This is a genomic window from Streptomyces sp. NPDC056373 (assembly GCF_042262425.1).
Taxonomy (GTDB): Bacteria; Actinomycetota; Actinomycetes; order Streptomycetales; family Streptomycetaceae; genus Streptomyces.
This window is the reverse complement of the sequence record NZ_JBHJPX010000024.1, coordinates 17,367-40,890: the sequence shown is the minus strand read 5'-3', so window position 1 is coordinate 40,890 and position 23,524 is coordinate 17,367. Positions and strand designations below refer to the sequence as shown.

The window sequence follows — 23,524 nt, the reverse complement described above, 5'->3', positions numbered from 1 at the left end:
CCGAGCGCTTGATCGATCAGTCATTCGATCGAGTGGCCGAAGGTCGATCACCTGACCGGACGCCCGGCCGGACCCTAAATTCCCTGAACGTGAAGCTCGTGATCCGCGTCAAACTCCTGCCGACCAACGAACAGGCCTCGGCACTACAGGCGACCCTCCACGCCTGCAACGCGGCAGCCAACCACGTCTCCCACACCGCCTTCACCGCCGGCACCACACGCAACCGCGAACTACGCGCCCTGACCTACACCCACCTCAAGGCCCGATGGTCCCTCGGCGCGCAAGCCGCCCAGCACGTCATCAAGAAGACCAGCGACGCCTACACCGCACTCGCCGGCAACCTCAAAGCCGGAAACCTCGGCAAACCCGGCTCCCGACGCTTCCGCAGAGCCACCGAAAAACCCATCACCTTCCGACCCCAAGGCGCCCAGCCCTACGACGACCGCATGCTGTCCTGGCAGATGGAACAACGAACCGTCTCCATCTGGACCGTCTCCGGACGCATGAAGCGACTCGCCTTCACAGGAGAGGAGAACCAACTCCCCTCCTCGCCCACCACCGCCAGGGCGAGTCCGACCTGACCAGCCAGAACGGCCACTGGTACCTCCTGGCCACCATCGACATCCCGGAGCGCCCCACCCAGGCCCCACAGGGATTCATCGGCATCGACCTCGGCATCACCAACATCGCCACCGCCTCGACCGGCCACCGACACAGCGGCCGACGCCTCAACCGCAGCAGGCAGAACGACCGCCGCAACCGAGACAACCTCGCAAAGAAGCAGACCCGGTCTGCCAAACGGCGAGCCAGACGCCGCGCGGGCAAAGAAGCCCGGCGAACCCGCGACATCAACCACAAGATCAGCAAACACATCGTGACGGAGGCCCAACGCACCGGTCGCGGCATCGCCCTGGAAAACCTGGGCGGCATCCGCGAACGGGCACGGCTGAAGAAGCCCCAACGCGTCACGATCCACTCCTGGGCCTTCGCCCAGCTCGGCGCCTTCATCGCATACAAGGCGCGCCGGGCCGGAGTGCCGGTGGTACACGTCCATCCGGCCTACACCAGCCAGGAGTGCTCCCGCTGCCATCACATCGACAAGAGAAACCGGCCGGCACAGGCCGTGTTCTCGTGCAGGAACTGCGGCTTCGTTGAGCACGCGGACCTGAATGCGTCCCACGTCATCGCCGGCCGCGGCTGGTGGACCTGGGTCTGCGGGGCCGAGTCACAGGTCCCTGCCCTCACGCTGATCGCGTAGGGGCTGGATGCGCCGCTTCCGCCGAAGCCATCGACGGGGCGAGCAGCGAGTCGGAGAGTTCCATCTCTCCGGTAGCGGACGCGATCGCTCGTACCGTGGGAGTGATCCATCAGACATGAAACAAGGCCCCGATCCGAAGATCGGGGCCTTGGCTGTGGCTGGGGCCGGGGTCGAACCGGCGACCTTCCGCTTTTCAGGCGGACGCTCGTACCAACTGAGCTACCCAGCCACGAGGTTTCACGTGAAACCTCAGCGGTCCTGACGGGATTTGAACCCGCGGCCTCCACCTTGACAGGGTGGCGAGCACTCCAAACTGCTCCACAGGACCAAGCTTCGTACGACAGTGTCGCACAGGGTGGTGCGTGCCCCCAACGGGATTCGAACCCGTGCTACCGCCTTGAAAGGGCGGCGTCCTAGGCCGCTAGACGATGAGGGCTATCGGCCCGCCTGCGCGCTTCTCAGCGCGTCGGGGACGTGAGAAGCATATGGGATGGCGGGAGCTATCGCCAAAACGGTTTAGGGGGAGGGTGACGGGGTGGCCCCCGAGGGGGTGCTGGGGGCGGGTGTCGCGCCGGGCTGGTTCTCCTCCGGGAGGTGACGGCTGACCTCCGCCGTCGTGAGGCCGAGGCCGCCCAGTTCGATCTCGTCCCAGGCCTGGAGATGGCGGGTGTCCCGGTCGAAGTACAGGATCGACGCCTCGATGGGGTCGGGGTGCTTGCCCTCGATGGCGCGCAGTCCGCTGCCGCCGGTGGAGCCCTCGATGCGCAGCCGGGTGCCGTAGGGGAGCATCTCCATCTCGTCGTGGTGCAGGTGGCCCGCGAGGGCCAGGGGGACCTCGCCGTCGACCTCGCGAGCGGCGGCGGGTTCGTGGGCGACGGCGACGTCCACCGGGGTGCCGGCGGTGCTCTGGTCGCCCAGGGCCGTGGCGAGGCGGGCACCGGCCAGTTCCTGGGACTGCCGGGCGCCGGTCTGCCGCGAGCGGTCGGGGGTGTACTGCGGATCGCCGATGCCGGCGAAGCGCAGGCCCTTGATCGTCTGTGCCTTGCCGTCGTCCAGGACGTGGACGTTCTTCAGGCCCTGCAGATAGCGCTGGGTGATCATCGAGTCGTGGTTGCCGCGGACCCAGACGTAGGGGGCTCCGAGGTCTTCGATGGGGTCCAGGAAGCCGTTCTCGGCGGCGGTGCCGTGGTCCATCGTGTCGCCGGAGTCGACGATCACGTCGACCTGGTACTGCTCCACGAGCGAGGCGATGATCTTCCAGCTCGCCGGGTTGAGGTGGATGTCGGAGACGTGCAGGACCCGGATCGTGGAGGGGTCGGGTGCGTAGGCGGGCAGTGTCGAGGTGGCGTCGTAGAGCTTGGTCACGTTGGTGACGAGGCGGGCCAGTTCCTTCTGGTAGACGTCGAATTCCGTGACGATGCTGCGTGCGTTGCCGACCAGGGAGGGGGCCGAGGTGAGCAGGCCGGAGAACCTGGGTTCGAGGACGGAGTCGGGGCGCCAGGTGGCGTAGGCCGTGCCGCCCGAGGCGGCGAGGAGGGTGAGGGCGAGGCCGCCGGCGGCCAGGGCGCGGCGGGGGCGGCGGTAGACGGCGAGGCCGAGTGCGGTGGCCCCGGCGACGACGGCGACGCCGGAGCGTACGGCGAGGTCGAGGGTGCCGCGGCTGACGTCCTGGGTGACTTCGTCCTGGAGTCCGGAGAGGCGTTCGGGGTGGTCGACGAGGGCCTGGGAGCGGTCGGGGTCGAGCTGGTCCACGTTGACGTCGAGGCGGACGGGGGCGATGTGGCTGTCGAGCTGCAGGGCACCGAGAGGCGAGATGTTGATCTTGGTGCCGCCGGTGAGTGACGGTCGCAGCGTCATGGTGGTGTCCATGGGGCCGACGGGGACCCGGACGTTGCCCACGACCAGCAGTCCCAGCCACGCGCCGCAGAGGACGACCGCCACGAGTCCGACGGCGCGGGTCCACGGGTGTGGCTGTGCGACGAGTTCGATGGTGGTGGGCGCCTGGCGGGAGCGGTAGCGGCGGGCCAGGGCGCGCGGGGCGTTGCGGATCGGGTTCAGGACACTCAGGACTGCGGCGGGGACGCGGGCCATTGATCCCGTATGCCCAAGTCCGCGGCCGGATATGCGGCGGCGGGAGGCTCTCGTACGGCGGGGTCGTGGCCGACAATGGGCCTGTGCTGGAGATGACGCGCGAGGAGTTCGAGGAGCTGGTCGCCGAGGCGCTCGACCGGATCCCGCCGGAGTTGACGCGACTGATGGACAACGTCGCGGTGTTCGTCGAGGACGAGCCGCCGGCGGACGATCCCGAGTTGCTCGGGCTGTACGAGGGGACGCCGCTGACCGACCGGGGTGAGTGGTACGCCGGCGTGCTGCCGGATCGGATCACCGTTTACCGGAATCCGACTCTGCGGATGTGTGAGTCGCGGGAGGACGTGGTCGCCGAGACGGAGGTCACCGTGGTGCATGAGATCGCGCACCACTTCGGCATCGACGACGAGCGTCTTCACGCCCTGGGGTACGGCTGACCGGGTTGTGAATACGGGCCGCGTGTCCTCTTGTGGGCGGCGGGAGTTGGAGGTGTTGACTCCATCACCCGTTCCGGAGGTGGCCCCGTGCGCCCCTTGTACGTACCCGTCCGACTGGCCGTCACGGTCGTGGCGGTTGCCGCTGCCGCCGGCTGCATGAGTGTCGGTGACGACGATGCGGGCGGGAGCGTCAAGCCGTCGCATTCCGCCGGGCAGCGGGGTGGCGAGGCGCCCGGGGGCGGCCCGGCGGTGTCGGGGGGCGGCGCACGTTCGGGTGTGGTCGGGGCCGATGGCGAGCGGGGGCGCGGCAAGGGCGGGAAGGGCAAGAAGGGCAAGGGCGGCGGGGCGGGGAAGCCGGCCGCGCCCGAGGTGTCGCCGAGTGCCGAGGCGAGTCCGCCGGGGCCGGGGGGTGACAGGCCGGGGAAGCCGGCTCGGCCGACCCCGAAGCCGCCGGCGCCGCCGACGCCCACCCGGACCGTCGAACCGGAGCCCACGCCGACGCCGCAGGAGCCGACGGCGTCTCCTGAGCCGACGCCGGAGCCGTCGTCGTCGGCGCATGAGCCGCCGGGGCCGCAGCTCGAGCAGCGGGAGCCGGCGCCGGAGGCCGGGGCTCCGGCGTAGGGGATGCGTACATGGGGGCGAAGTTTTCTGCCGGGGGCGGGAAGAATCCCGGCTGGACGGTGGTTGGGGGAGATCGGGTGCTGTCCGGCCGTCGGGCAGTGGCCCGCTGTCCCCTGCACAGTCCGGTTTGCCTTGTGGGGCCCGGAGTGCGTATGGTGGCAGATCGTTTGATCCCATCTTGCCCGGCGCCACTGCAGAGCGCGCCGTGTGGCGCGTACTCTCCCTTGCCGTGGTGGACCGCATTGAGGCGGTCGTATTGCGATTCGCGAATCACGGAGTTGACGGGCGCGTGCCGACTGAGACTCCGGAAGGTTTCGCATTCGCATGTCCATCGCCAGTACTGATCACGTCGTCGTGCCCCAGAACGAGGCAGCAGAGGACGCCCCCGAGGTCACGTTCGCGGACCTCGGTCTCCCCGAAGGCGTCGTGCGCAAGCTTGCGCAGAACGGCGTGACCACCCCCTTCCCGATCCAGGCCGCGACCATCCCGGACGCCCTGGCCGGCAAGGACATCCTCGGCCGGGGCCGTACCGGCTCCGGCAAGACCCTCTCCTTCGGTCTGCCGACCCTGGCGCGTCTCGCCGGCGGCCGCACCGAGAAGCACAAGCCGCGCGCGGTCATCCTCACCCCGACCCGTGAGCTCGCGATGCAGGTCGCGGACGCCCTTCAGCCGTACGGCGACGTCGTCGGCCTGAAGATGAAGGTCGTCTGCGGCGGCACGTCGATGGGCAACCAGATCTACGCCCTCGAGCGTGGCGTCGACATCCTCGTCGCCACCCCGGGCCGGCTGCGCGACATCATCAACCGTGGCGCCTGCTCCCTGGAGAACGTCGAGGTCGCCGTCCTCGACGAGGCCGACCAGATGTCCGACCTGGGCTTCCTGCCCGAGGTCACCGAGCTGCTCGACCAGGTCCCCGCCGGCGGCCAGCGGATGCTGTTCTCGGCCACGATGGAGAACGAGATCTCCACGCTGGTCAAGCGCTACCTGAGCAACCCCGTCACGCACGAGGTCGACAGCGCCCAGGGCAACGTCACGACGATGTCGCACCACATCCTCATCGTGAAGCCCAAGGACAAGGCGCCGGTCACCGCCGCGATCGCCTCCCGCAAGGGCCGCACGATCATCTTCGTCCGCACCCAGCTGGGCGCCGACCGTATCGCCGAGCAGCTGTGCGACTCCGGTGTGAAGGCCGACGCGCTGCACGGCGGCATGACGCAGGGCGCGCGCACCCGCGTGCTGGAGGACTTCAAGAAGGGCTACGTCAACGCGCTCGTCGCGACCGACGTCGCCGCGCGCGGTATCCACGTCGACGGCATCGACCTGGTGCTGAACGTGGACCCGGCCGGTGACCACAAGGACTACCTGCACCGTTCCGGCCGTACCGCTCGCGCGGGCCGCTCCGGCACGGTCGTGTCCCTGTCGCTGCCGCACCAGCGCCGTCAGATCTTCCGGCTGATGGAGGACGCGGGCGTCGACGCCTCGCGCCACATCATCCAGGGCGCCGGCGCCTTCGACCCGGAGGTCGCCGAGATCACCGGTGCCCGGTCGATGACCGAGGTCCAGGCCGAGTCCGTGGGCAACGCCGCGCAGCAGGCCGAGCGTGAGGTCGCCTCGCTCACCAAGGAGCTGGAGCGGGCGCAGCGTCGCGCGAACGAGCTGCGCGAGGAGGCCGACCGCCTGATCGCCCGGATCGCCCGCGAGCAGGGTGAGGACCCCGAGGCCGCGGTGGCCGAGGCCCAGGCAGCGGTGGCGGCCGCGGCGGCCGAGGTGTCCGTGCCCGAGCAGCCGGCGGCGCAGGACGTCGACCGGGCGGACCGGGACGACCGTGGTGGCCGTTCGTTCGAGCGTCGTGACGACAATCGCGGTGGTGGTTTCCGCCGGGACGACCGTGGTGACCGCGGTGGTGACCGTGGCGGCCGTTCGTTCGAGCGCCGTGACGACCGCGGTGGCCGTTCCTTCGAGCGTCGTGACGACCGTGGCGGGTTCAACCGCGACCGCGGTGGCGACCGTGGTGGCCGTTCGTTCGAGCGTCGTGACGACCGTGGTGGCCGTTCCTTCGACCGTGACCGTGACCGCGGTGGCTTCCGTCGCGACGATCGTGCCGACCGTGGTGACCGGGGCGAGCGCGGCGGTTTCCGCCGGGACGACCGTGGTGACCGCGGTGGCGACCGTGGTGGCCGTTCGTTCGAGCGCCGTGACGACCGTGGCGGGTTCAACCGCGACCGTGACCGTGGCGGCTTCCGCCGTGACGAGCGCGGTGGGCACCGGGGCAGCGACCGTCCCTTCAACCGTGACCGCCGTGACGACCGTCCGGGGTTCCGCTCCGGCGGGCACGACCGTCCCGGCCACGACCGCCCGTACGGCCGTCGTGACGACCACCGTGGCGGCGGCTCGTTCCAGCGCCGCGAGGACAAGCCGCGCTGGAAGCGCAACGGCTGACATCAGCGCCTGACCGCTGACATCAGTGCATGAGGAGCGCCGTGGCTCCGCCCAACGGGCGGGCCACGGCGCTCTGTCGTGGAGGCGCGGTCCCTGTGGTGGCGGTGGGGACACGCCCGGACCGGGTCGATCCGTGGCCCTTTCCGGCCCTCATCCGCCCTGTTCGTCCCGCCGGCACGGCCGGGAGGCGGATACCCGATCGGAGTCCGGGCGTCGTCCGGCTATGCTCGTGGGGGCAACATCGCCTGGGCCCTTAGCTCAATTGGCAGAGCAGTGGACTTTTAATCCATTGGTTGTGGGTTCGAGTCCCACAGGGCCTACAAGGAAGCCCCGGTTCGGATCGTCTCCGGACCGGGGCTCTTGTCGTTGTCGGGGCGGGTCAGCCGGTGGTCAGCATCCCCGACCGCAGCCGTGCCACCGTGCGGGAGATCAGCCGGGAGACGTGCATCTGCGAGATACCGAGCCGGGCCCCGATCTCCGCCTGGGTCAGCTCCTCCACGAAGCGCAGGTGGAGGATGAGGCGCTGGCGTTCGTCGAGTTCGGCGACGAGGGGGGCCAGGGCGTGGAAGTCCTCGACGAGTTCGAGGGCCGGGTCCTCCTCGCCGATGAACTCCGACAGCGTCGTCTCGCTCTCGTCCGGGTCGCCGGTGACCGCCGCGTCGAGGGAGGAGGACAGATAGCCGTTGGCCGCGATCTGGGCCTCGACGACCTCCTCCTCCGACAGGTTCATCAGGGCGGCCAGTTCGGCCACCTTCGGGGCGCGGCCGAGGCGGGAGGCCAGTTCCTCGGTGGCCTTGGCGAGTTCCGTGCGGGCCTCCTGAAGGCGGCGCGGCACGTGCACGGCCCAGGAGGTGTCGCGGAAGAAGCGCTTGATCTCGCCGATGATGTACGGCACCGCGAAGCTGGTGAACTGCACCTCGCGGGAGACCTCGAACCGGTCGATGGCCTTGATCAGGCCGATGACGCCGACCTGGACGACGTCTTCCATCGACTGGCCGGTGGTGCGGAACCGGCGGGCGGCGAAACGCACCAGCGACATGTTCATCTCAATGAGCGTGTTGCGGGCGTACTGGTATTCGGGCGTGCCCTCCTCGAGCACGGCGAGCCGGCCGAGGAACTGGCCGGTCAGCTCGCGCGCGTCCTGCGGGGCGAGCTTCTGGGGCTCGGCGATCTGCGGCAGCTCCTCACCGGTGTAGGTGGTGGAATCCGTCGTCGTGCCGATGCGCATGGTCGCCGTCACGGGCCCTCCCTGTCAGTCCGGCCCGCTCCGTTCCCCCGACAGGCCACCTCCAGCGCCGTTACCCGCCCTCGCCGCGGTCATGCCCCGCATATGCCCCGGCGAGACGTTGGCCACAGTCGGCGCAGGTCGAGGCGGTGGCGGGGTACCCGGACCTGTGCTGCGACGGTACGGGCAGGGAGGGTGGGCGGTGGGGTGCGCGAGAGAAGGCCGCAGGGTTTGTGAAGCGGACAGTTGCCGTTTGACAACTATAGGTGGAGAGCAACAGCCTAGGCCTGCCGCACGTGCGCGGGGAAGAGACCGGAAGGGACGACTCCGCGCGACGGTGCGTCAGTCAGGCAGTCCGGGTACCGGACGAGCGGGAGTCTTCGGAGTCGTCGTGTATCTGGGCCGCCGCCGCGTCGCAGAACGCCTCCAGCCCCTGCAGCAGTGCGACCCGCTTCGCCGCGGGCATCTGGTCGAGCACCGCGCGCAGCGCCTGCTCCCGGCGCACACGCAGGTCGGCGAGGAAAGCACGGCCCCGGCCGCTGAGGTGCAGGCGGACCTCGCGCCGGTCGGCCGGACTCACCTCGCGTTCGACGAACCCGGCCGCCTGCAGCCGGTCGCACAGCCGGCTGGTCGAGGGCGGTGTGGAGGCGAGGGAGTCGGCGAGCGTGCGCAGGTTGATGCCCTCGTGGTGTTCGAGCATGAGCAGCACCCGCAGCTGGGACGCGGAGGCCGGCGCGGTCGAGGCCCGGCCCCACAGGACCTCCAGCAACTCCGCGGCCGTGGAGGTCACACGGGCGACCTCGGTCGGCTCAGGGCGGGGTCGGAGGGAAGTCACAGTCACACTCTCGCAGGCACCGGGATGGCCGTCAGCGTACTAGTGCCGCGGCAGACGGCTTCCGCCCGACGGAACGAACCGTCCCCGTCGCGGCGTCAGGCGTGAGACGAACCGCCCGGGACCCGCATCACCGGCCCGTGGGCAAGGACCGATTTTCCGAGGACGCTCCGGCGTCCCACCGAGGATGGTGAACAAACCCCCGTGAACACGATCACGAGCAGATTCGTGGCCGCCGAGCGCGCCCTGCGTACGGCGGCCCCCCATCAGCTGCTGGACGCGGTCCGTCGTGTACTGACCGATCAGTACGCGGCGGACTCCGTCGAGCTTTTCCTGGCCGACTACGGACTGACGGTGCTTCAGCCGGTGTCCGTGCTGCCGCACACCCTCCAGCCCGTGTCCGTGCACAACAGCCCGGCGGGCCGCGCCTTCGGTGCGCAGGAGCCGTACGTGGAGACCCTTGCGGGCGACCTCGTGCGGGCGCATCTGCCGGTCACCGTGCGCGGCGACCGTCTCGGCGTGCTGACGGTGACCCTGCCGGGGACGGAGCAGGCCGAGGAGTGCCTGGACGAGCTGGCCGAGATCGCCCAAGTGCTCGGGCACGAGGTCGTCGTGGCCGAGCGGGACACCGACCTGTACCTCCAGGCGCGCCGCCGGGACCGGCTCACCCTGGCCGCCGAGATGCAGTGGCAGCTCCTGCCGGGCCGCTCCTGCGCCCGCCCCGAGTACGAGCTGGGCGCGCAGCTGGAGCCGGCGTACGCGATCTTCGGCGACAACTTCGACTGGTCCGCCTCCGCGGACCGGCTCAGCCTGTACGTCACCAACGGCATGGGCGAGGGCATCGAAGCCTCCCTGCTGACGAACCTGGCGATCAACGCGCTGCGCAACGCGCGCCGGGCCGGGCTGTCCATCGACGACCAGGCGGCCCTCGCCGACCAGGCGGTGTACGCGCACTACCGGGGCCGCTGCTACCTGTCGGTGCTGATGCTCGACTTCGACCTGGCCACCGGCCGGGTCCGGGCGGTGGACGCCGGGTCGCCGCAGATGCTGCGGCTGCGCGGGGGTGTGGTGGAGCGGGTGCCCTTCGAGGCCCAGTTGCCGCTCGGCATGTTCGAGGAGACCGACTACGTGATCCAGGAGTTCCGGGTCGAGCCGGGCGACCGGCTGGTCTTCGTCAGCGACGGGGTCTACGACGTCGCCTCCCCGGGCGGTGAGACCTACGGGGACGCCGCTCTGGCCCGGGCGATCCAGTCGACCCGGCTGCTGCCGGCCGCCGAGGTGCCCCGGGCCGTCCTGCGTGAACTGTCGGGCCACCGCGGCCGGTCCACCCCGGACGACGACGCCCTCGCGGTGTGCCTGGACTGGCGTGGGCGGTAAGGGACGGGGCAGGCGCAGGTCAGGGGCGGCAGTGAGCAATTGTTTGGTGGTGCCGCACGCCGGCACTAATGTTTGTCATACGGCAAGTAACGGCTGAGGCGCCGTCGCGCGACCTCGGTCCGGCCCGTGCAAGGGAGCGATGCAAGTGTCGGTGTCGGAAGAGAACGCGGAACAGGAGCCGGCCGTCTACCAGGTGAGTGCCTTCCTGGAACGGCGCCGGGAGCAGATCGCCCAGCGGTGGGCGGACGCCGCGCTGTTCCGCACGGTCTTCACCGTGTCCCGGGACGAGGCGGTGGAGGCGGGCCGGGCCGTGACGGCGGCGCTCGCGGCGGTGGCGGCCTCCGGGCGGCTCGACGACATCCGGGCGTCCGGATTCGAGTCCGTGCGCGACCAGTTGGGGCGGATGGCGGCCTCCCGTGCCCGCACGGGCATCGACCCGGACGGTGTCGCCACCGAGGTGGCCGCGCTGCGCGAGCCGGTGATCGAGCTGCTGCGCGCCGAGTTCCCCGAGCCCTACGCCCCCGAGGCGCAGGAGGCCGTGGTGGCGCTGACGGTGCTCATGGGCACGCTGCGCCTGGTCGTGATGGAGACGACCCTCAGCGCGGGCGAGGAGCTGATCGCCCGGCAGCGCGAGCAGCTGCACGAGGTGGCCACTCCGGTGATCAAGCTCTGGGAGAGCACGGTCGCCGTTCCGCTGATCGGCACCCTGGACAGCGCGCGCAGCCAGGTGGTCATGGAGAGCCTGCTGGACGCGATCGTCGCCGAGCGCGCCCGGTACGCCATCCTCGACATCACCGGCGTGCCCACGGTCGACTCGCTGGTCGCCCAGCACCTGATGAAGACCGTGGCGGCGGCGCGGCTGATGGGCGCCGAGTGCATCGTCTCCGGCATCCGGCCCGCGATCGCGCAGACCATCGTCCACCTGGGCATCGACCTCGGCACGGTGCTCACCCGCTCCAGCCTGGCGGACGCGCTCGCTTACGCGCTCAGCGAGCAGGGGGTCGAGATCGCACCGCTGAGGGCGGCCGGCGCGGCGGCGGACGCGGGCACGCGGTGACCGGCCTCGCGGGACACGGGCCCGTGGGCGGGCACGGTTTCACCGTGCCGGTCCTCCAGCTGGGCGATGTCCTGCTGGTCACCCTCCAGGGGGAGTTGCACGACGGGATGGCCGAGCAGCTCCAGCAGGACATCACGGCCCGGATCTCGCACAGCCGGGTGACCGGAGTGGTGATCGACATCTCCGGCGTGGAGATCGTCGACTCGTTCCTCGGCCGGGTCCTCGCCGAGATCGCCGCCGGAGCCAAGCTGCTCGCGGCCCGTACCGTCCTGGCCGGGATGCGCCCGGCGGTGGCGATCACCCTGGTCGAGCTGGGGCTCACCCTGCCCGGCCTGCGGACGGCCCTGGACGTCGAACGTGCCATGGAGTACCTCGGCGTGAGCATCCGCCGGGGCGAGGGGAGTCCGTGATGCAGGCTTCCCGCCATGCCGGTCCGGCCAGCCTGCCGATCGGCTCGGACGCCGATCTGGCGTGGGTTCGGCAGCAGGTCCGGCAGGCCGCCGCCGAGCTCGGCTTCGGGCTCGTGCAGCAGACCAAGCTCGTCACCGCGGCGAGCGAACTGGCCCGCAACACCCTCGTCCACGGCGGGGGCGGCCATGTGGAGCTCACCCCGCTGGACGTCGGCTCGTCGCAGGGGCTGCGGCTGGCCTTCGTCGACACCGGTCCCGGCATCCGCGACCTGGACCAGGCGCTCACCGACGGCTACACCAGCGGCGGCGGGCTCGGGCTGGGCCTGAGCGGGGCCAAGCGGCTGGTGCATGAGTTCGAGGTGGACAGCCGGCCCGGTGAGGGCACCACCGTCACCGTCACCGCCTGGGCCACCGTCGTGCCGCCCGCCCGGACGGTGCCGTGATGAGCAGGGTCTGGGACATGCCGGTGGAGGACGACTCGACGCGGGTGCGGGACGTGCGGGTGGCGGCCGAGGAGGCCAGTGCCTGCGCCGGCCTGCCCCCGAACCGCACCGCGACCGCCGCGCTCGTGGCGACGGAGCTGGCGACCAACCTGCTGCGGCACGCCGAGGGCGGGCGGGTGCTGATCAACATCGTCGAGCGGGCCTACGACGACGGCCCCCGGACGGCCGTGCAGCTCGTCTCGCTCGACCACGGACCCGGCATCCCGGACGTCGCGGCGGCGATGCGCGACGGCTACAGCACGACCGTCGCCGCCTCGCTCGGAGCCGGGCTCGGGACGTGCCGGCGCATAGCGAACGACTTCGATCTGCACAGCGCGCCGGGCCGGGGCACCGTCGTGATGGCCCGGATCGGCCACGAGCCGGCCGTCCGCAACCAGGGGCCGCCCCCGCCGGGTCCGCGTGCCGGGGGTGTCAACGTCCCCCTGGGCCGGGCCGAGCAGTCGGGGGACGCCTGGGGCCGGGTACGCGCGGGTGACCGTCTGACCCTGCTGCTCGCCGACGGGCTCGGTCACGGGGAGAAGGCCGCCGAGGCCTCCACCGCGGCGGTGAAGGAACTGCGCGGCCTGGCGGAGCTGCCGCCGGCCGAGATCCTGCGCGGTCTGGGCCGGGCCCTGCGCCCCACCCGGGGCGCGGCCGTCGCCGTGGCGCAACTGGATGTACGGGAAGGGCAGTTGAGTTTCGCCGGGATCGGCAACGTCGGGGCCCGGCTGCGGACCGACGGCGCGTGGAAGGCGCTGCTGTCCCAGCCCGGCATCGTGGGCGCGCAGGCGCCGGCGTCCGTGCCCGTGCAGCGGGTGCCCTGGCACGCGGACAGTCTGCTGGTGCTGCACAGCGACGGCCTGCCCAGCCGCTGGACGCCGCCCGACGACGGGGTGCTGCCCGGCTGTGACCCGGCGGTGGCGGCCGCGGTGGTCCTCCGGGACGCGGGGAGCGCGGCCCGCCCGGTCAGGGACGACACCTGCGTGGCGGTCCTCACCGCGGGCGGCGTGAGCCGCCATGGCTCGGGGGCCTGAGGGCGGTTGCTGCTGACGGTGATGCCGCCGTGGCTTCGGGGTCTGACGGGCGTCGAGGCGAACCGGGCGCTGGTGGGTGCCGCCATGGCTCGGGGCCTGAGGGCGTTGCCGCGGGCGAGCTGATGGCTGAGTGCGCCGCCATGGTTCGGGGGGTGGTGCTGGCGTTGCGGTGAAGCGCTCGTGGTGTGTGCCGTCCTGGGGCGGGGTCTGACCCCGTTGCGTGCCGCTGCGGTGGGGCTGCGCTGTCCGGGCTCACCGGCGGCCGGTGGAAGTCGTCGTACCGACGTCTCCCGTGCTCACTCGGTCCCGTCGGCGCCTGGTACCAGCGCGTCCCGAGCCGTCAGAAACCCCCGCAACCCCTTGCTCAGCGCCGACCGTTCGGCCGGTTCCATCGCCGCGAGCGCTGCGGCCAGGGCCTGGGCGCGGCGGCCGGCGACATCGCACAGGACGCGCTGTCCGTGTGAGGTGAGCCACAGTTGCACCACACGGCGGGTGTCGGGGTGCGGGGTCCGTTCCAGGAGGCCCGCCGCCGCCAGGCGGTCGCAGAGGCGGCTGGCCGTGGGGAGGCCGATGTCCAGGCCGTCCGCGAGGGCCGTCAGGTTCAGTCCGGGCGCCGCCTGCACGGTGTGCAGGGCCCGCAACTGGTGCGGTGACAGGCGCAGGGACGCCTCCTGGGCGGCGATCGACCACAACTCCGCCAGACTCTCCACGGCATCGGCGATCTGTGCGGCGACGGCCTCCGGGCCCTCGCCCGGTCCCTTCGCCCGGTGGTTGCCGGGGCCGCCGAGATCGGTCACGAACGGTCACTTCCAAAAAGCTCCGGGTACTGATGAGGTCACCCTCTTGCAAAGGCTGTACCCGAGGAAGCGAGGGGCAAGCAGCCCCGTTCAGTGCCCGGCCGGACCGGCGGCCGCTCAGCCGGCGTGGAGCTCCGTCAGCGCGGCGAGCGGCAGCGTGTGCTGGGTCTGGAGGACCTTCGCGCGCAGGTAGCGGACGTTGTGGGCGGTGGTGAAGACACCCGTGGGGATCCGCTCGCGGACGTCGACGCCCAGGGACCGCAACTGGCCCGCCTTGTCCGGGTTGTTGGAGAGCAGGTCCAGTTCGCCGATGCCCAGGGCCCGGAGCATCTGGGCCGCAGCCGTGTAGTCGCGGGCGTCCTCCGGCAGTCCGAGCGCCGCGTTCGCCTCGTACGTGTCGAGCCCCTCGTCCTGCAGGGCGTACGCGTCGAGCTTGTTGTAGAGGCCGATGCCGCGGCCCTCCTGGCGGAGGTAGAGCAGCACACCGCCGCGCTCGGCGATGCTCTCGACCGCCTCGCGCAGCTGCGGGCCGCAGTCGCAGCGGGCGGAGCCGAACACGTCCCCGGTGAGGCACTCGGAGTGCAGCCGCACCAGCGGGACCGGGCCGGGCTCGCCGAGGATCACGGCTACGTGCTCCTGGCCGTCGGCCAGTCCGTGGAAGGTGACGAGCTCGGCGTCCGCTTCGTAGCCGTCGTGGAAACGCAGCGGGACCCGGACGCGGGAGCGCGGGGTGGCGAGGACGGCGGGGGTGTCGGACATGCGGGGCCTCCGGGTTCCGTTTCCTGTTCGGCTGCACAGCCGTACTGCTTCAGATTTGAAGCAGATCCACGACCGGAACCCTACTCGTGCTTTAAATTTGAAGCAACGAGGTGCGGCGAGAAACCGGGTCGGTGTGGCGCGCGTCACGAACAGGCCGTCGACGACCTCCGCCGCCACGGCACTTCGTCCGCCGCCGCCCGCGCCCCGTCCTCCTGCAGTCCCTGCGCGATCGCCGCGGAGATCTCCTCCAGCTGGCCCACCTGCTCCTTGCTGAGGCGGTCGAAAAGGGAGCTCCGCACGGTCTCGACGTGCCCCGGTGCCGCGCGCTCCAGCACGGCGAACCCCTCGTCGGTCAGCGCCGCGACGCTGCCCCGCTTGTCGTACCGGCAGGCCTCGCGCCGCAGCATGCCGTCCTTCTCCAGCCGCGTGACCGCGTACGTCAGCCGGCTGCGCGTGATCTTCAGCCGCTCCGCGAGATCGGTCATGCGCAGCCGCCGCTCCGGGGCCTCCGACAGGACGGACAGGATGGAGTAGTACAGGTGCGGCATGCCGGCGTCCTGCTGGAGCTGCCGGTCGATCGCGTCCTCCAGGAGCAGCGAGGCGGCGATGTAGGCGCGCCAGGCGCGCTGCTCCTCGGGGGTGAGCCAGCGAGTCGTCATGCTGCCAGTGTAGGTTTGTTTCAAACTTGAACCAAGCCCTGTCCCGTCCCGCCGTCCCGACCAGCCGCGGAGCATCGATGCCTCACCCGTACGTCCTGCTGTCCGCCGCCGTCTCCCTCGACGGCTACCTGGACGACACCGGACCCGACCGGCTGCTCCTGTCGAGCCCGGCCGACTTCGACCGGGTCGACGAGGTCCGGGCCGACGCCGACGCCATCCTGATCGGCGCCGGCACCATCCGCGCCGACAACCCGCGCCTGCTGGTGAACTCGGAGCAGCGCCGGTCCGCCCGCACGGCCGCCGGCAAACCCGAGTACCCGCTCAAGGTCACGGTGAGCGGCTCCGGCGACCTCGACCCGGACGCCCGCTTCTGGCACACGGGTGGCGAGAAGGTCCTCTACACCACCGACCAGGGCGCCGACCGTGCCCGCGCGCTCCGTCTGGCCACCGATGTCGTCCCGCTCGGCGCCGACCTCGACTGGCGGCGGCTGCTCACGCATCTGCACGACGTCCGGGGCGTGGGGCGGCTCATGGTCGAGGGTGGCGGCCTGATCCACACCCAGCTCCTCACCCAGGGCCTGGCCGACGAACTCCAGCTGGTCCTCGCCCCGCTCTTCGTGGGCGACCCCCGGGCGCCCCGGCTCTTCGGCCCCGGCGGCTACCAGGGAGGCCGGCTCCGGCTGCTGGAATCGCGGCGGATCGAGGACGTCGTCCTGATGCGCTACGAGCCGACCGCCCCGGGCACCGGCGCCCTGCCCGCCGCCGCCGACCACCACTGGCTGACCCGCGCCTGTGAGCTGGCCGAGCACTGTCCGCCCTCCGACACCGCGTTCAGTGTGGGCGCTGTCGTGGTCGCCGCCGACGGCACGGAACTGGCGCGCGGCCACTCCCGCGAGGGCGGCGACCCGGTGGTGCACGCCGAGGAGGCCGCCCTGGCGAAGCTCGACCCGGCCGACCCGCGCCTGCCCGGCGCGACGGTGTACAGCAGCCTGGAGCCGTGCGCCCGCCGCGCATCCCGCCCCGCACCCTGCGCCCGGCTGACCCTCGACGCGGGCGTCCGACGGGTCGTCACGGCCTGGCGCGAGCCGGACACCTTCGTGACGGACGCCGACGGCAGCGGCCTCTTGGCGGCCCAGGGGGTGGAGGTCCTCGTCCTCCCGGAGCACGAGGAGCGGGCCAAGGCCCCGAACCGCCACCTGCTGAGCTGAGCTGCGCACAGGCCGGAACGGTGGGTGTGTGCGAGCGGTCCCGCGGATGGCGTACACTGGTGACACAACGACGCGGGGTGGAGCAGCTCGGTAGCTCGCTGGGCTCATAACCCAGAGGTCGCAGGTTCAAATCCTGTCCCCGCTACTGAAGGCCGAGGGCCGGAATCCGAAAGGATTCCGGCCCTCGGTGCTTTTCTCGGCACCCCATTACGTTCGGTGAGCGAACCACCGCGTTCCGCATAACAACTGACACACCGTCAAAACCCGTCAGTCACTTGCGGGGCGGTCAACTCGCCCGATTTAAGCCGGTCATGGCAGGTAAGTCCACGCGAAAAAGGTTAATGATCAAGCGGAATCGCTGGAATACCCCTCGCGCCTCCATTAACGTTCGATAACGCAGCGCGGTCGTCCCAGCCGTCACAGAAGACGGCGCCGCGCGCACGCGCCGAATCCCGAAAGGGAACCGGGGAACCACCACTTGGGGTGAATCGGGCGGATACCACCGTGGAAGCACGGCAGGTATACGCGCGTAGGAGACCTTCCTGCTCCGAACCCGTCAGCTAACCCGGTAGGCGAGAAGGAAGGAAAGGAGTACGCCCACGTGGCGTCCAACCGGCCTGCCCCCGCGGCCCCGTACGCGCCGACGCGCGACACCGACACCTTCGGCTACGGCGGTCAGCGCACCGACGAGGGCCCGTTCCAGGAGTGGAACCCCACCGAGGAGTCCATCCGTCCCGTCCGTGGCCGGCATCGCGTCACCAAGCAGCGCGGCGGAGGCCTCGCCCGCAGCTCCACCGTCCTGGGCGTCGGCGTCATAGCCGCCGTGGGTGCCGGCGGCATGGCCAGCGCCCAGACCGGCAAGCCCCCGGTGTCCATCTCCGTGCCGGACCTGCCCTCGGTGGGTTCCCTCATCTCGGACGACGACACCCCCGAAGGTTCCGCCACCCCGCTCAGCAGCCTCGGCACCGCCACCGCGGACACCGCGAAGGGCACGTCCGGCGCCCACGCCGGCGCCGGTGACGCGCTGCGTGCCCGGATCATGGCGCAGGTCGAGCACCAGCAGGAACAGATCGAGACCAAGGCCGCCGAGGACGCCGCGGCCGCCGCCGAGAAGGCAGCGGCGGACGCCGTCGCCAAGGCGGAGAAGGAAGCCAAGGCCAAGGCTGCCGAAGCCAAGAAGAAGGCGGAGGAGGAGGCCGAGAAGAAGGCCGAGGCCGAGCGGCTCGCCGCCCTCGCCAAGCAGTTCACGCTGCCGACCTCCGCCTACACCCTCACCTCCACCTTCGGTGAGGCCGGCGCCTACTGGTCCTCCGGCCACCACACCGGCCTCGACTTCGCCGCCCCCACGGGCACGCCGATCAAGGCCGTGCACAGCGGCACCATCACCGAGGCCGGCTGGAACGGCTCGTACGGCTACAAGACCGTCCTCACCCTCGATGACGGCACCGAGATCTGGTACGCGCACCAGTCCTCCATCGGCGTCAGCGTCGGCCAGAAGGTCAGCACCGGCGACGTGATCGGCCGGGTGGGCGCCACCGGCAACGTCACCGGGGCGCACCTGCACCTCGAAGTCCACTACGGCGGGTCCGCGAGCGGCATCGACCCGATGGCGTGGCTGCGCGGCAAGGGACTGAACCCGTAAGCGGTACGCACGCGTTGAAGCACCGGCACTGAAGACCGACGGCCCTGACGGCGACCCCCGACGTCAGGGCCGTCGGCGTTCCGGCGCAGGGCCGTCGGCGTTTGGCGCAGGGCCGTCGGCGTTGACGTGTGGGGCTGGGCGGCGCATACCGGGCCGGAGTGTTTACAGGGCTTTTGCGTTGGTCGCGGAATGAGGCGTTCCTCAACGGGTGTTGTGGTGAAGCATGACTTCTCTGCGCAAGCTCGGCTCTTCCGACCTCGAGGTCTTCCCGCTCGCCCTCGGCGGCAACGTCTTCGGCTGGACGGCCGATGAGGACCAGTCGTTCGCCGTACTCGACGCCTACACCGCCGCCGGCGGCAACTTCGTCGACACCGCCGACGTCTACTCGGCATGGGCCGACGGCAACCGGGGCGGGGAGTCCGAGACCATCCTCGGCCAGTGGCTCCAGGCCCGCGGCAACCGCTCCGACGTCGTCGTGGCCACGAAGGTCAGCCAGCACCCCGACTTCCAAGGTCTGTCCGCCGCCAACATCACGGCCGCCGCAGACGCCTCCCTGCGGCGTCTGCGCACCGACTACATCGACCTCTACTACACCCACTTCGACCGGCCCGACGTGCCCGTCGAGGAGATCATCGGCGCGCTGGACGGCCTCGTGAAGGCCGGGAAGGTGCGGCACATCGCCGCCTCCAACATCTCCGCCGAGCGGCTGCGGGAATCCCTGGAGTTCTCCGACCGCGAGGGGCTCGCCCGGTACGTGGCTCTCCAGCCGCACTACAACCTGGTGTCCCGCGACACCTACGAGGGCGAGCTCCAGGACCTCGCCGAGCGGGCCGGCCTCGCGGCCGTTCCCTACTACGCGCTCGCGTCCGGCTTCCTCACGGGCAAGTACCGGACCGGCACGACCGTCGAGAGCGCGCGGGCCGGCGGTGCCGCCAAGCATCTGGAGACCGAGCGGGGGCAACGGGTGCTCGGCGCCCTCGACGAGATCGCCGGGGCGCACGACGTGCCCGTGGCCACGGTGGCTCTCGCCTGGCTCGCCGCCCAGCCGACCGTCGCGGCGCCGATCGCTTCCGCACGGACGGTGGAGCAACTGCCCGCACTGGTCGGCGTCGGGGAGCTGACGCTCTCGGAGTCCGAGGTCGAGCGGCTCACGCGCGCTTCGGCCTGAGCTTCGGTCGGCTCAGCGGGGTTCGGTGTGAGCGGGCCGGGACTTCGCGGGGTTCGGGGCCGGGCCTAGGTGCGGTACGGGTTGTACGCGGGGTACGGCGTCGGCTGATGGCCGTAGCCGTAGCCGTACACCCCGTGGACCGGCCAGGGTGGGGCCACCACCGGGACCGGTGGGGCGGTGATCCGTGCCGCGTGGTCCAGCGCCGGGCGGGCCACCTCCCGGCGCCGCCACAGCTCGCCGAGCAGCTCCCGCTCCCGTACGGCGAAGTCCGCCCGGGCGCCGCCCCGCCGGGCCCGGTGCCGCAGGAACGCCAGGGACGTCGCGTACGCCTCGTACCGGGCCACCTCCCGGGCCGCCGGCCTGCCCGCGTGGCGACGGGCGTACTGCCGGGCGATCCGCCGGGCCCGCATCGAGCCGAGCGCGTACGGCTCGGCGGGGGGCAGCCAGCCGGCCACGGCGTAGGCGGGCAGCTCCGCCCGCACGGTCTTCAGCTCCCGCTGCCGCGTCCAGATCACCAGCCACGTCAGCAGCCCGAAGATCGGCACCATGAACGCCGCGTACACGGCGAAGAACCCGTACTCGCCGAACGCCGAGGAGCCGTTCCACATCGCGTGCATGCCCATCGCGAGCAGCAGCCCGCCGAGCGGGAAGGCGACGCGGCGCAGCGGCCGGCGATGGGCCGCGAGTGCTGCGATGCCGAAGCCGATGCCGGTGAGGACCGTGAACAGCGGGTGCGCGAACGGCGACATGATGATGCGTACGAAGAAGGTCGCCGCAGTGACGGAGGCGATGCCGGTGCCGCCGGTGAGCTGGTCGGTGCCGAAGGCCGTGCCCAGGTAGAGGATGTTCTCGGTGAACGCGAAGCCGGTGGCCGTCACTCCGGCTATGACGACCCCGTCGACGATGCCGGTGAAGTCCCTGCGGCGGAAGAGGAAGACCAGCAGGACGGCCGCCGCCTTGGCCGACTCCTCGACCACCGGCGCTATCACGGTCGCGCCGAGGGTGTCCGCGCTGGACGGGTCCGCCGTCGCCGTCGCGATCCATCTCGTCGCGAAGCTGTTGGCGACGATCGCTATCAGCGCCGCCGCGCAGGCGCCCCAGGCGAAGCAGAACACCAGGTTCCGCCAGGGGCCGGGTTCGACGCGGTCCAGCCAGCGGAACGCGGCGATCAGCAGGGGGACCGGCAGGACGGCAAGCCCCAGCCCGACCAGGAACCCCTCCGTGCCGGTCTCCTCGCGGACCAGGGCGAGGATGACCAGGCCGGATATCGCGAGGAGCGTGCTCAGCGCGCCGTAGCGCACCCAGGCGCGGTGCCACCAGTGGGCGTGCCGCGAGGAGCCGGCTGTGCCTGAGCCGGCGAAGGGCGCGCCGTCGGTGGGACCGACGGGGTACGACGGATGCGGAGGGCTGGTGGCCACGGAATTGACCCTAACGACGGATGGGCGCTGTCCGCAGGCGGGAAAGGTGCCAGGGGTGGTCAGGCGCCGGCGGGGGGCTGGTCCACGTGCTGTACGCGGCGGAACAGGAGGTCGTTCACGACATGTCCCTTGTCCAGTCCCTGGCCCTCGAAACGGGTCAGCGGACGGAAGTCGGGACGCGGCGCGAAACCGCCGTCCGCCTGTGTGTTCTCGAAGCCGGGGTGCGTGGTGAGGACGTCGAGCATCTGCTCGGCGTACGGCTCCCAGTCGGTGGCGCAGTGGACGAGGGCGCCGGGCCGGAGCCGGGTGGCGGCGAGGGTGAGGAAGTCGGGCTGGATGATCCTGCGCTTGTGGTGCCGCTTCTTGGGCCAGGGGTCGGGGAAGTAGACGCGGAGGCCGCCGAGGGAGCCGGGGGCGAGCATCTCGCGCAGGAGGATGATCGCGTCGCCGTTGCCGACGCGGATGTTGGACAGGCCGTTACGGTCGGCGAGGCTGAGCAGGTTGCCCTGGCCGGGGGTGTGGACGTCGACCGCGAGGATGTTCGTGGCGGGGTCGGCGGCGGCCATCTGGGCGGTCGCCTCGCCCATGCCGAAGCCGATCTCCAGGACGACGGGGTTGTCGTTGCCGAACAGCTCGGGGAGGTCGAGGGTCCGGCTGCCGTCGATGTCGAGGCCCCACTTGGGCCACAGGCGCTGCAGCGCGTCCGCCTGACCGGCGGTGACACGGCTGCGGCGGGGCTGGAAACTGCGGATGCGCCGCTCGAAGTGCGAACCGGCGGGGTCGGCCTTCGGCCCGTCGGGGAAGCGCGGCTCGCCCTTGGCCCGGGTGCGGCGGACGGAGACGCCGGGGGTGTGCGGGTGCGGGTCCGTGTGCGGCTGCGGGGCCGCGTGGGGCTGCGGGGCCGTGTGCGGGTTCGGGACTTCGGGGGTGTTCGCGGAGTCAGACACAGTGCCTCTGATTTTACGGCTGGGGTGTGGCGCGTGGTCGCCGGTGGGGGTCGGGGCCGCGCCGGGGGGTGTCCGTCCTCGGAACGTCGCGATGGGGTTGCGTGCCGACTGACTGTTCGTTGACGCGACAACCGCTGCGGGCGGACACCCCCCGACACGTCCCCTTGCGTCCGACGGCGGGTGCGGGTGCGTGGGGGCCGCCGCCCCTGGCTGCGGGCATGCGTGCCGCTGGGGGCGGCACGGGTGGGCGTGGGGGTGCCCCCTGCTCGAGCGAAGCCGAGAGCTTGGGGGAGGCACCCCGCTACGCCGGGCTGCGGGCCCACCCGGCCCCAGCACCCACGCCACGTACCGGGCGACGCCGGTTGCGGACCCACCCTGCCTCAGCAGCGACGCCCAGCGTCCGCGAAGCTCACAGTGCGCTCAGTGCCCTGCGTGCCACCTCCCTGCCGATCGGCAAAGATGCCGTAGCGGCAGGCGACGGTGCGTTCAGGACGTGGACGGTCCTGGCACCCTCGCGGATCAGGAAGTCGTCGACCAGGGTTCCGTCGCGGAGGACCGCCTGTGCGCGCACACCCGCGGCCGTCGGGACCAGGTCGTCCTCGGACACCCCGGGCAGGAGCCTTCCCACCGCCCGGGTGAACGCCCTCTTGGACAGGGATCGCCGCAGCTCCCCCGCGCCGTACCGCCAGTGCCGGCGGGCGATCTGCCAGGAGCCGGGCCAGGCCAGGGTCGAGCCCAGCTCGCGCAGGCTCACCGTGCTCCAGCCGTATCCCTCGCGGGCCAGGGCCGGAACCGCGTTCGGCCCGACATGGACACCCCCGTCGATGCCACGCGTGAGATGCACCCCGAGGAACGGGAACGCCGGATCGGGCACGGGGTAGACCAGGCCGCGCACCAGCTCGGGCCGGGCCAGCTCGTAGTACTCGCCCCGGAACGGCACGATCCGCACCTCCGGGTCGTCCCCGGTGAGCCGGGCGATCTCGTCGCACTGCAGGCCCGCGCAGTTCACCAGGACCCGCCCGCGTACGACGTCCCCCGCGGCCGTCAGCACGGCGACTCCCCGCTCGGGGCGCCGGTCGACGCGCACGACCCGGGTGCCGTAGCGGATCTCCGCGCCGGAGCCGTGGGCCAGCTGGCGGGCGACCGCGACGAAGTCGCAGATGCCGGTCGTGCCGACGTGTATCGCGGCGAGTCCGCGCACCTCGGGCTCGTACTCCTCGATCTGGGACGCGCCCAGCTCCCGCACCGGGATCCCGTTGTTCCGGCCGCGCTGCACGAGCGCGTGCAGGCGGGGCAGCTCCGAACGGTCGGTGGCGACGATCAGCTTGCCGGTGACCGCGTGCGGGATGCCGTACTCGGCGCAGAACTTGACCATCTCCGCCGCGCCCCGCACCGCGTAGCGGGCCTTGAGGGAGCCGGGGCGGTAGTAGACGCCGCTGTGGATGACGCCGCTGTTGCGGCCGGTCTGGTGGCGGGCCGGGCCCGGCTCCTTCTCCAGGACGGTGACACGGGTGCCCGGTGCTGCGCGGGTGATCGCATACGCCGTCGACAGACCGACGATGCCGCCGCCGATCACCAGCACGTCGCAGTCGTACGCCGTCCGCACGCACATCACCTCCCGCCTCGATACTGCACTGCGCCACTGACAGTGCCTTCAAACGCCGGG

Annotated in this window: 21 protein-coding genes, 5 tRNA genes and 1 riboswitch; of the genes, 14 read left to right on the top strand and 12 right to left on the bottom strand. The window is 71.5% G+C overall.

All coding sequences use genetic code 11. The features are described 5' to 3' along the window. Nucleotides 1-265 precede the first annotated feature (265 nt). Nucleotides 266-1,258 (top strand): RNA-guided endonuclease InsQ/TnpB family protein, encoded by a 993-nt coding sequence (locus ACFCXS_RS36245; protein WP_376647611.1) that lies wholly within the window; start codon nucleotides 266-268, stop codon nucleotides 1,256-1,258. Nucleotides 1,259-1,413: 155 nt separating this feature from the next. On the opposite strand, the gene ACFCXS_RS36240 is transcribed toward ACFCXS_RS36245, so the two are convergent. The 4 genes from ACFCXS_RS36240 to ACFCXS_RS36225 all read right to left on the bottom strand — a co-directional run bounded on the left by ACFCXS_RS36240 (nucleotide 1,414) and on the right by ACFCXS_RS36225 (nucleotide 3,349). Continuing rightward, nucleotides 1,414-1,487: transfer RNA gene (locus ACFCXS_RS36240), tRNA-Phe, on the bottom strand. A 24-nt stretch (nucleotides 1,488-1,511) separates the two neighbouring features. Then, nucleotides 1,512-1,586 (bottom strand) — tRNA-Asp (locus ACFCXS_RS36235). 35 nt (nucleotides 1,587-1,621) lie between these two features. Continuing rightward, nucleotides 1,622-1,694 (bottom strand) — tRNA-Glu (locus ACFCXS_RS36230). A gap of 80 nt (nucleotides 1,695-1,774) precedes the next feature. Further along, on the bottom strand, nucleotides 1,775-3,349 hold the full coding sequence (locus tag ACFCXS_RS36225; protein WP_376647610.1) for a metallophosphoesterase: 1,575 nt from the start codon (nucleotides 3,347-3,349) through the stop codon (nucleotides 1,775-1,777). A gap of 83 nt (nucleotides 3,350-3,432) precedes the next feature. Here ACFCXS_RS36225 and ACFCXS_RS36220 point away from each other — a divergent pair, with 83 nt between their 5' ends. From ACFCXS_RS36220 to ACFCXS_RS36205, 4 genes are all read left to right on the top strand, one after another. Then, the gene (locus ACFCXS_RS36220; protein ID WP_351629589.1) at nucleotides 3,433-3,783 is read left to right on the top strand and encodes a metallopeptidase family protein; all 351 of its coding nucleotides are present in this window, start codon (nucleotides 3,433-3,435) and stop codon (nucleotides 3,781-3,783) included. 87 nt (nucleotides 3,784-3,870) lie between these two features. Next, nucleotides 3,871-4,404, top strand: a complete 534-nt coding sequence (locus ACFCXS_RS36215; RefSeq protein ID WP_376647609.1) for a hypothetical protein — start codon at nucleotides 3,871-3,873, stop codon at nucleotides 4,402-4,404. A 324-nt stretch (nucleotides 4,405-4,728) separates the two neighbouring features. Next, the gene (locus ACFCXS_RS36210) at nucleotides 4,729-6,843 is read left to right on the top strand and encodes a DEAD/DEAH box helicase (protein WP_376647608.1); all 2,115 of its coding nucleotides are present in this window, start codon (nucleotides 4,729-4,731) and stop codon (nucleotides 6,841-6,843) included. A gap of 247 nt (nucleotides 6,844-7,090) precedes the next feature. After that, nucleotides 7,091-7,163: transfer RNA gene (locus ACFCXS_RS36205), tRNA-Lys, on the top strand. A 59-nt stretch (nucleotides 7,164-7,222) separates the two neighbouring features. Here the strand turns inward: ACFCXS_RS36205 and ACFCXS_RS36200 are convergent. Further along, on the bottom strand, nucleotides 7,223-8,083 hold the full coding sequence (locus ACFCXS_RS36200) for an RNA polymerase sigma factor SigF (protein WP_376647607.1): 861 nt from the start codon (nucleotides 8,081-8,083) through the stop codon (nucleotides 7,223-7,225). Nucleotides 8,084-8,414: 331 nt separating this feature from the next. Then, nucleotides 8,415-8,909 carry a MarR family transcriptional regulator gene (locus ACFCXS_RS36195; protein WP_376647606.1) on the bottom strand — a complete coding sequence of 165 codons (495 nt, stop codon included), beginning with the start codon at nucleotides 8,907-8,909 and terminating at the stop codon, nucleotides 8,415-8,417. A 195-nt stretch (nucleotides 8,910-9,104) separates the two neighbouring features. Between ACFCXS_RS36195 and ACFCXS_RS36190 the strand changes: the two genes are divergently transcribed. The 5 genes from ACFCXS_RS36190 to ACFCXS_RS36170 all read left to right on the top strand — a co-directional run bounded on the left by ACFCXS_RS36190 (nucleotide 9,105) and on the right by ACFCXS_RS36170 (nucleotide 13,260). Further along, a complete protein-coding gene (locus ACFCXS_RS36190) occupies nucleotides 9,105-10,277 on the top strand; it encodes a PP2C family protein-serine/threonine phosphatase (protein WP_376647605.1) in 1,173 nt (390 codons plus the stop codon). 145 nt (nucleotides 10,278-10,422) lie between these two features. Next, nucleotides 10,423-11,334, top strand: a complete 912-nt coding sequence (locus ACFCXS_RS36185) for an STAS domain-containing protein (RefSeq protein WP_376647604.1) — start codon at nucleotides 10,423-10,425, stop codon at nucleotides 11,332-11,334. Then, the gene (locus ACFCXS_RS36180) at nucleotides 11,331-11,744 is read left to right on the top strand and encodes an STAS domain-containing protein (RefSeq protein WP_376647603.1); all 414 of its coding nucleotides are present in this window, start codon (nucleotides 11,331-11,333) and stop codon (nucleotides 11,742-11,744) included. Before ACFCXS_RS36185 ends, ACFCXS_RS36180 begins: the two co-directional genes overlap by 4 nt. Further along, entirely contained in the window at nucleotides 11,744-12,187 is a 444-nt protein-coding gene (locus ACFCXS_RS36175) for an anti-sigma regulatory factor (RefSeq protein WP_376647602.1), read from the top strand. The genes ACFCXS_RS36180 and ACFCXS_RS36175 overlap by 1 nt, the downstream gene beginning before the upstream one ends. Beyond that, on the top strand, nucleotides 12,187-13,260 hold the full coding sequence (locus ACFCXS_RS36170) for a SpoIIE family protein phosphatase (protein ID WP_376647601.1): 1,074 nt from the start codon (nucleotides 12,187-12,189) through the stop codon (nucleotides 13,258-13,260). The genes ACFCXS_RS36175 and ACFCXS_RS36170 overlap by 1 nt, the downstream gene beginning before the upstream one ends. Before the next feature lie 296 nt (nucleotides 13,261-13,556). Here the strand turns inward: ACFCXS_RS36170 and ACFCXS_RS36165 are convergent, their stop codons facing one another. The 3 genes from ACFCXS_RS36165 to ACFCXS_RS36155 all read right to left on the bottom strand — a co-directional run bounded on the left by ACFCXS_RS36165 (nucleotide 13,557) and on the right by ACFCXS_RS36155 (nucleotide 15,475). After that, entirely contained in the window at nucleotides 13,557-14,057 is a 501-nt protein-coding gene (locus ACFCXS_RS36165) for a MarR family winged helix-turn-helix transcriptional regulator (protein ID WP_376647600.1), read from the bottom strand. Between the two features lie 117 nt (nucleotides 14,058-14,174). Then, nucleotides 14,175-14,816: a GTP cyclohydrolase II gene (ribA, locus tag ACFCXS_RS36160; protein WP_376647599.1), complete on the bottom strand. Its 642-nt coding sequence runs from the start codon at nucleotides 14,814-14,816 to the stop codon at nucleotides 14,175-14,177. Between the two features lie 143 nt (nucleotides 14,817-14,959). Further along, the gene (locus tag ACFCXS_RS36155) at nucleotides 14,960-15,475 is read right to left on the bottom strand and encodes a MarR family winged helix-turn-helix transcriptional regulator (protein ID WP_376647598.1); all 516 of its coding nucleotides are present in this window, start codon (nucleotides 15,473-15,475) and stop codon (nucleotides 14,960-14,962) included. A 77-nt stretch (nucleotides 15,476-15,552) separates the two neighbouring features. Here ACFCXS_RS36155 and ACFCXS_RS36150 point away from each other — a divergent pair, with 77 nt between their 5' ends. The 4 genes from ACFCXS_RS36150 to ACFCXS_RS36135 all read left to right on the top strand — a co-directional run bounded on the left by ACFCXS_RS36150 (nucleotide 15,553) and on the right by ACFCXS_RS36135 (nucleotide 19,493). Further along, nucleotides 15,553-16,683 (top strand): dihydrofolate reductase family protein, encoded by a 1,131-nt coding sequence (locus tag ACFCXS_RS36150; RefSeq protein ID WP_376647597.1) that lies wholly within the window; start codon nucleotides 15,553-15,555, stop codon nucleotides 16,681-16,683. A gap of 71 nt (nucleotides 16,684-16,754) precedes the next feature. After that, a tRNA-Met gene (locus tag ACFCXS_RS36145) sits at nucleotides 16,755-16,828 on the top strand. Nucleotides 16,829-17,116: 288 nt separating this feature from the next. Next, a riboswitch (cyclic di-AMP (ydaO/yuaA leader) is annotated at nucleotides 17,117-17,273 on the top strand. A gap of 11 nt (nucleotides 17,274-17,284) precedes the next feature. Beyond that, nucleotides 17,285-18,325, top strand: a complete 1,041-nt coding sequence (locus ACFCXS_RS36140) for a M23 family metallopeptidase (protein ID WP_376647596.1) — start codon at nucleotides 17,285-17,287, stop codon at nucleotides 18,323-18,325. A 223-nt stretch (nucleotides 18,326-18,548) separates the two neighbouring features. Then, nucleotides 18,549-19,493, top strand: a complete 945-nt coding sequence (locus tag ACFCXS_RS36135) for an aldo/keto reductase (RefSeq protein ID WP_376647595.1) — start codon at nucleotides 18,549-18,551, stop codon at nucleotides 19,491-19,493. 65 nt (nucleotides 19,494-19,558) lie between these two features. Here ACFCXS_RS36135 and ACFCXS_RS36130 read toward each other — a convergent pair whose 3' ends face one another. From ACFCXS_RS36130 to lhgO, 3 genes are all read right to left on the bottom strand, one after another. After that, nucleotides 19,559-20,911 (bottom strand): PrsW family intramembrane metalloprotease, encoded by a 1,353-nt coding sequence (locus tag ACFCXS_RS36130; protein WP_376647594.1) that lies wholly within the window; start codon nucleotides 20,909-20,911, stop codon nucleotides 19,559-19,561. Nucleotides 20,912-20,970: 59 nt separating this feature from the next. Beyond that, nucleotides 20,971-21,858 (bottom strand): tRNA (guanosine(46)-N7)-methyltransferase TrmB, encoded by an 888-nt coding sequence (gene trmB / locus ACFCXS_RS36125; protein ID WP_376647593.1) that lies wholly within the window; start codon nucleotides 21,856-21,858, stop codon nucleotides 20,971-20,973. Nucleotides 21,859-22,267: 409 nt separating this feature from the next. After that, nucleotides 22,268-23,470 (bottom strand): L-2-hydroxyglutarate oxidase, encoded by a 1,203-nt coding sequence (lhgO, locus tag ACFCXS_RS36120; protein WP_376647592.1) that lies wholly within the window; start codon nucleotides 23,468-23,470, stop codon nucleotides 22,268-22,270. Nucleotides 23,471-23,524 lie beyond the last annotated feature (54 nt).

Bases quoted from the DNA above. Each gene is read 5' to 3' on its own strand.
- ACFCXS_RS36150 (WP_376647597.1), top strand. From the start codon at position 15,553: ATGCCTCACCCGTACGTCCTGCTGTCCGCCGCCGTCTCCCTCGACGGC.
- ACFCXS_RS36135 (WP_376647595.1), top strand. From the start codon at position 18,549: ATGACTTCTCTGCGCAAGCTCGGCTCTTCCGACCTCGAGGTCTTCCCG.
- ribA (WP_376647599.1), bottom strand. From the start codon at position 14,816: ATGTCCGACACCCCCGCCGTCCTCGCCACCCCGCGCTCCCGCGTCCGG.
- ACFCXS_RS36175 (WP_376647602.1), top strand. From the start codon at position 11,744: ATGCAGGCTTCCCGCCATGCCGGTCCGGCCAGCCTGCCGATCGGCTCG.
- ACFCXS_RS36155 (WP_376647598.1), bottom strand. From the start codon at position 15,475: ATGACGACTCGCTGGCTCACCCCCGAGGAGCAGCGCGCCTGGCGCGCC.
- ACFCXS_RS36245 (WP_376647611.1), top strand. From the start codon at position 266: ATGGTCCCTCGGCGCGCAAGCCGCCCAGCACGTCATCAAGAAGACCAG.
- ACFCXS_RS36225 (WP_376647610.1), bottom strand. From the start codon at position 3,349: ATGGCCCGCGTCCCCGCCGCAGTCCTGAGTGTCCTGAACCCGATCCGC.
- ACFCXS_RS36170 (WP_376647601.1), top strand. From the start codon at position 12,187: ATGAGCAGGGTCTGGGACATGCCGGTGGAGGACGACTCGACGCGGGTG.
- ACFCXS_RS36210 (WP_376647608.1), top strand. From the start codon at position 4,729: ATGTCCATCGCCAGTACTGATCACGTCGTCGTGCCCCAGAACGAGGCA.
- lhgO (WP_376647592.1), bottom strand. From the start codon at position 23,470: ATGTGCGTGCGGACGGCGTACGACTGCGACGTGCTGGTGATCGGCGGC.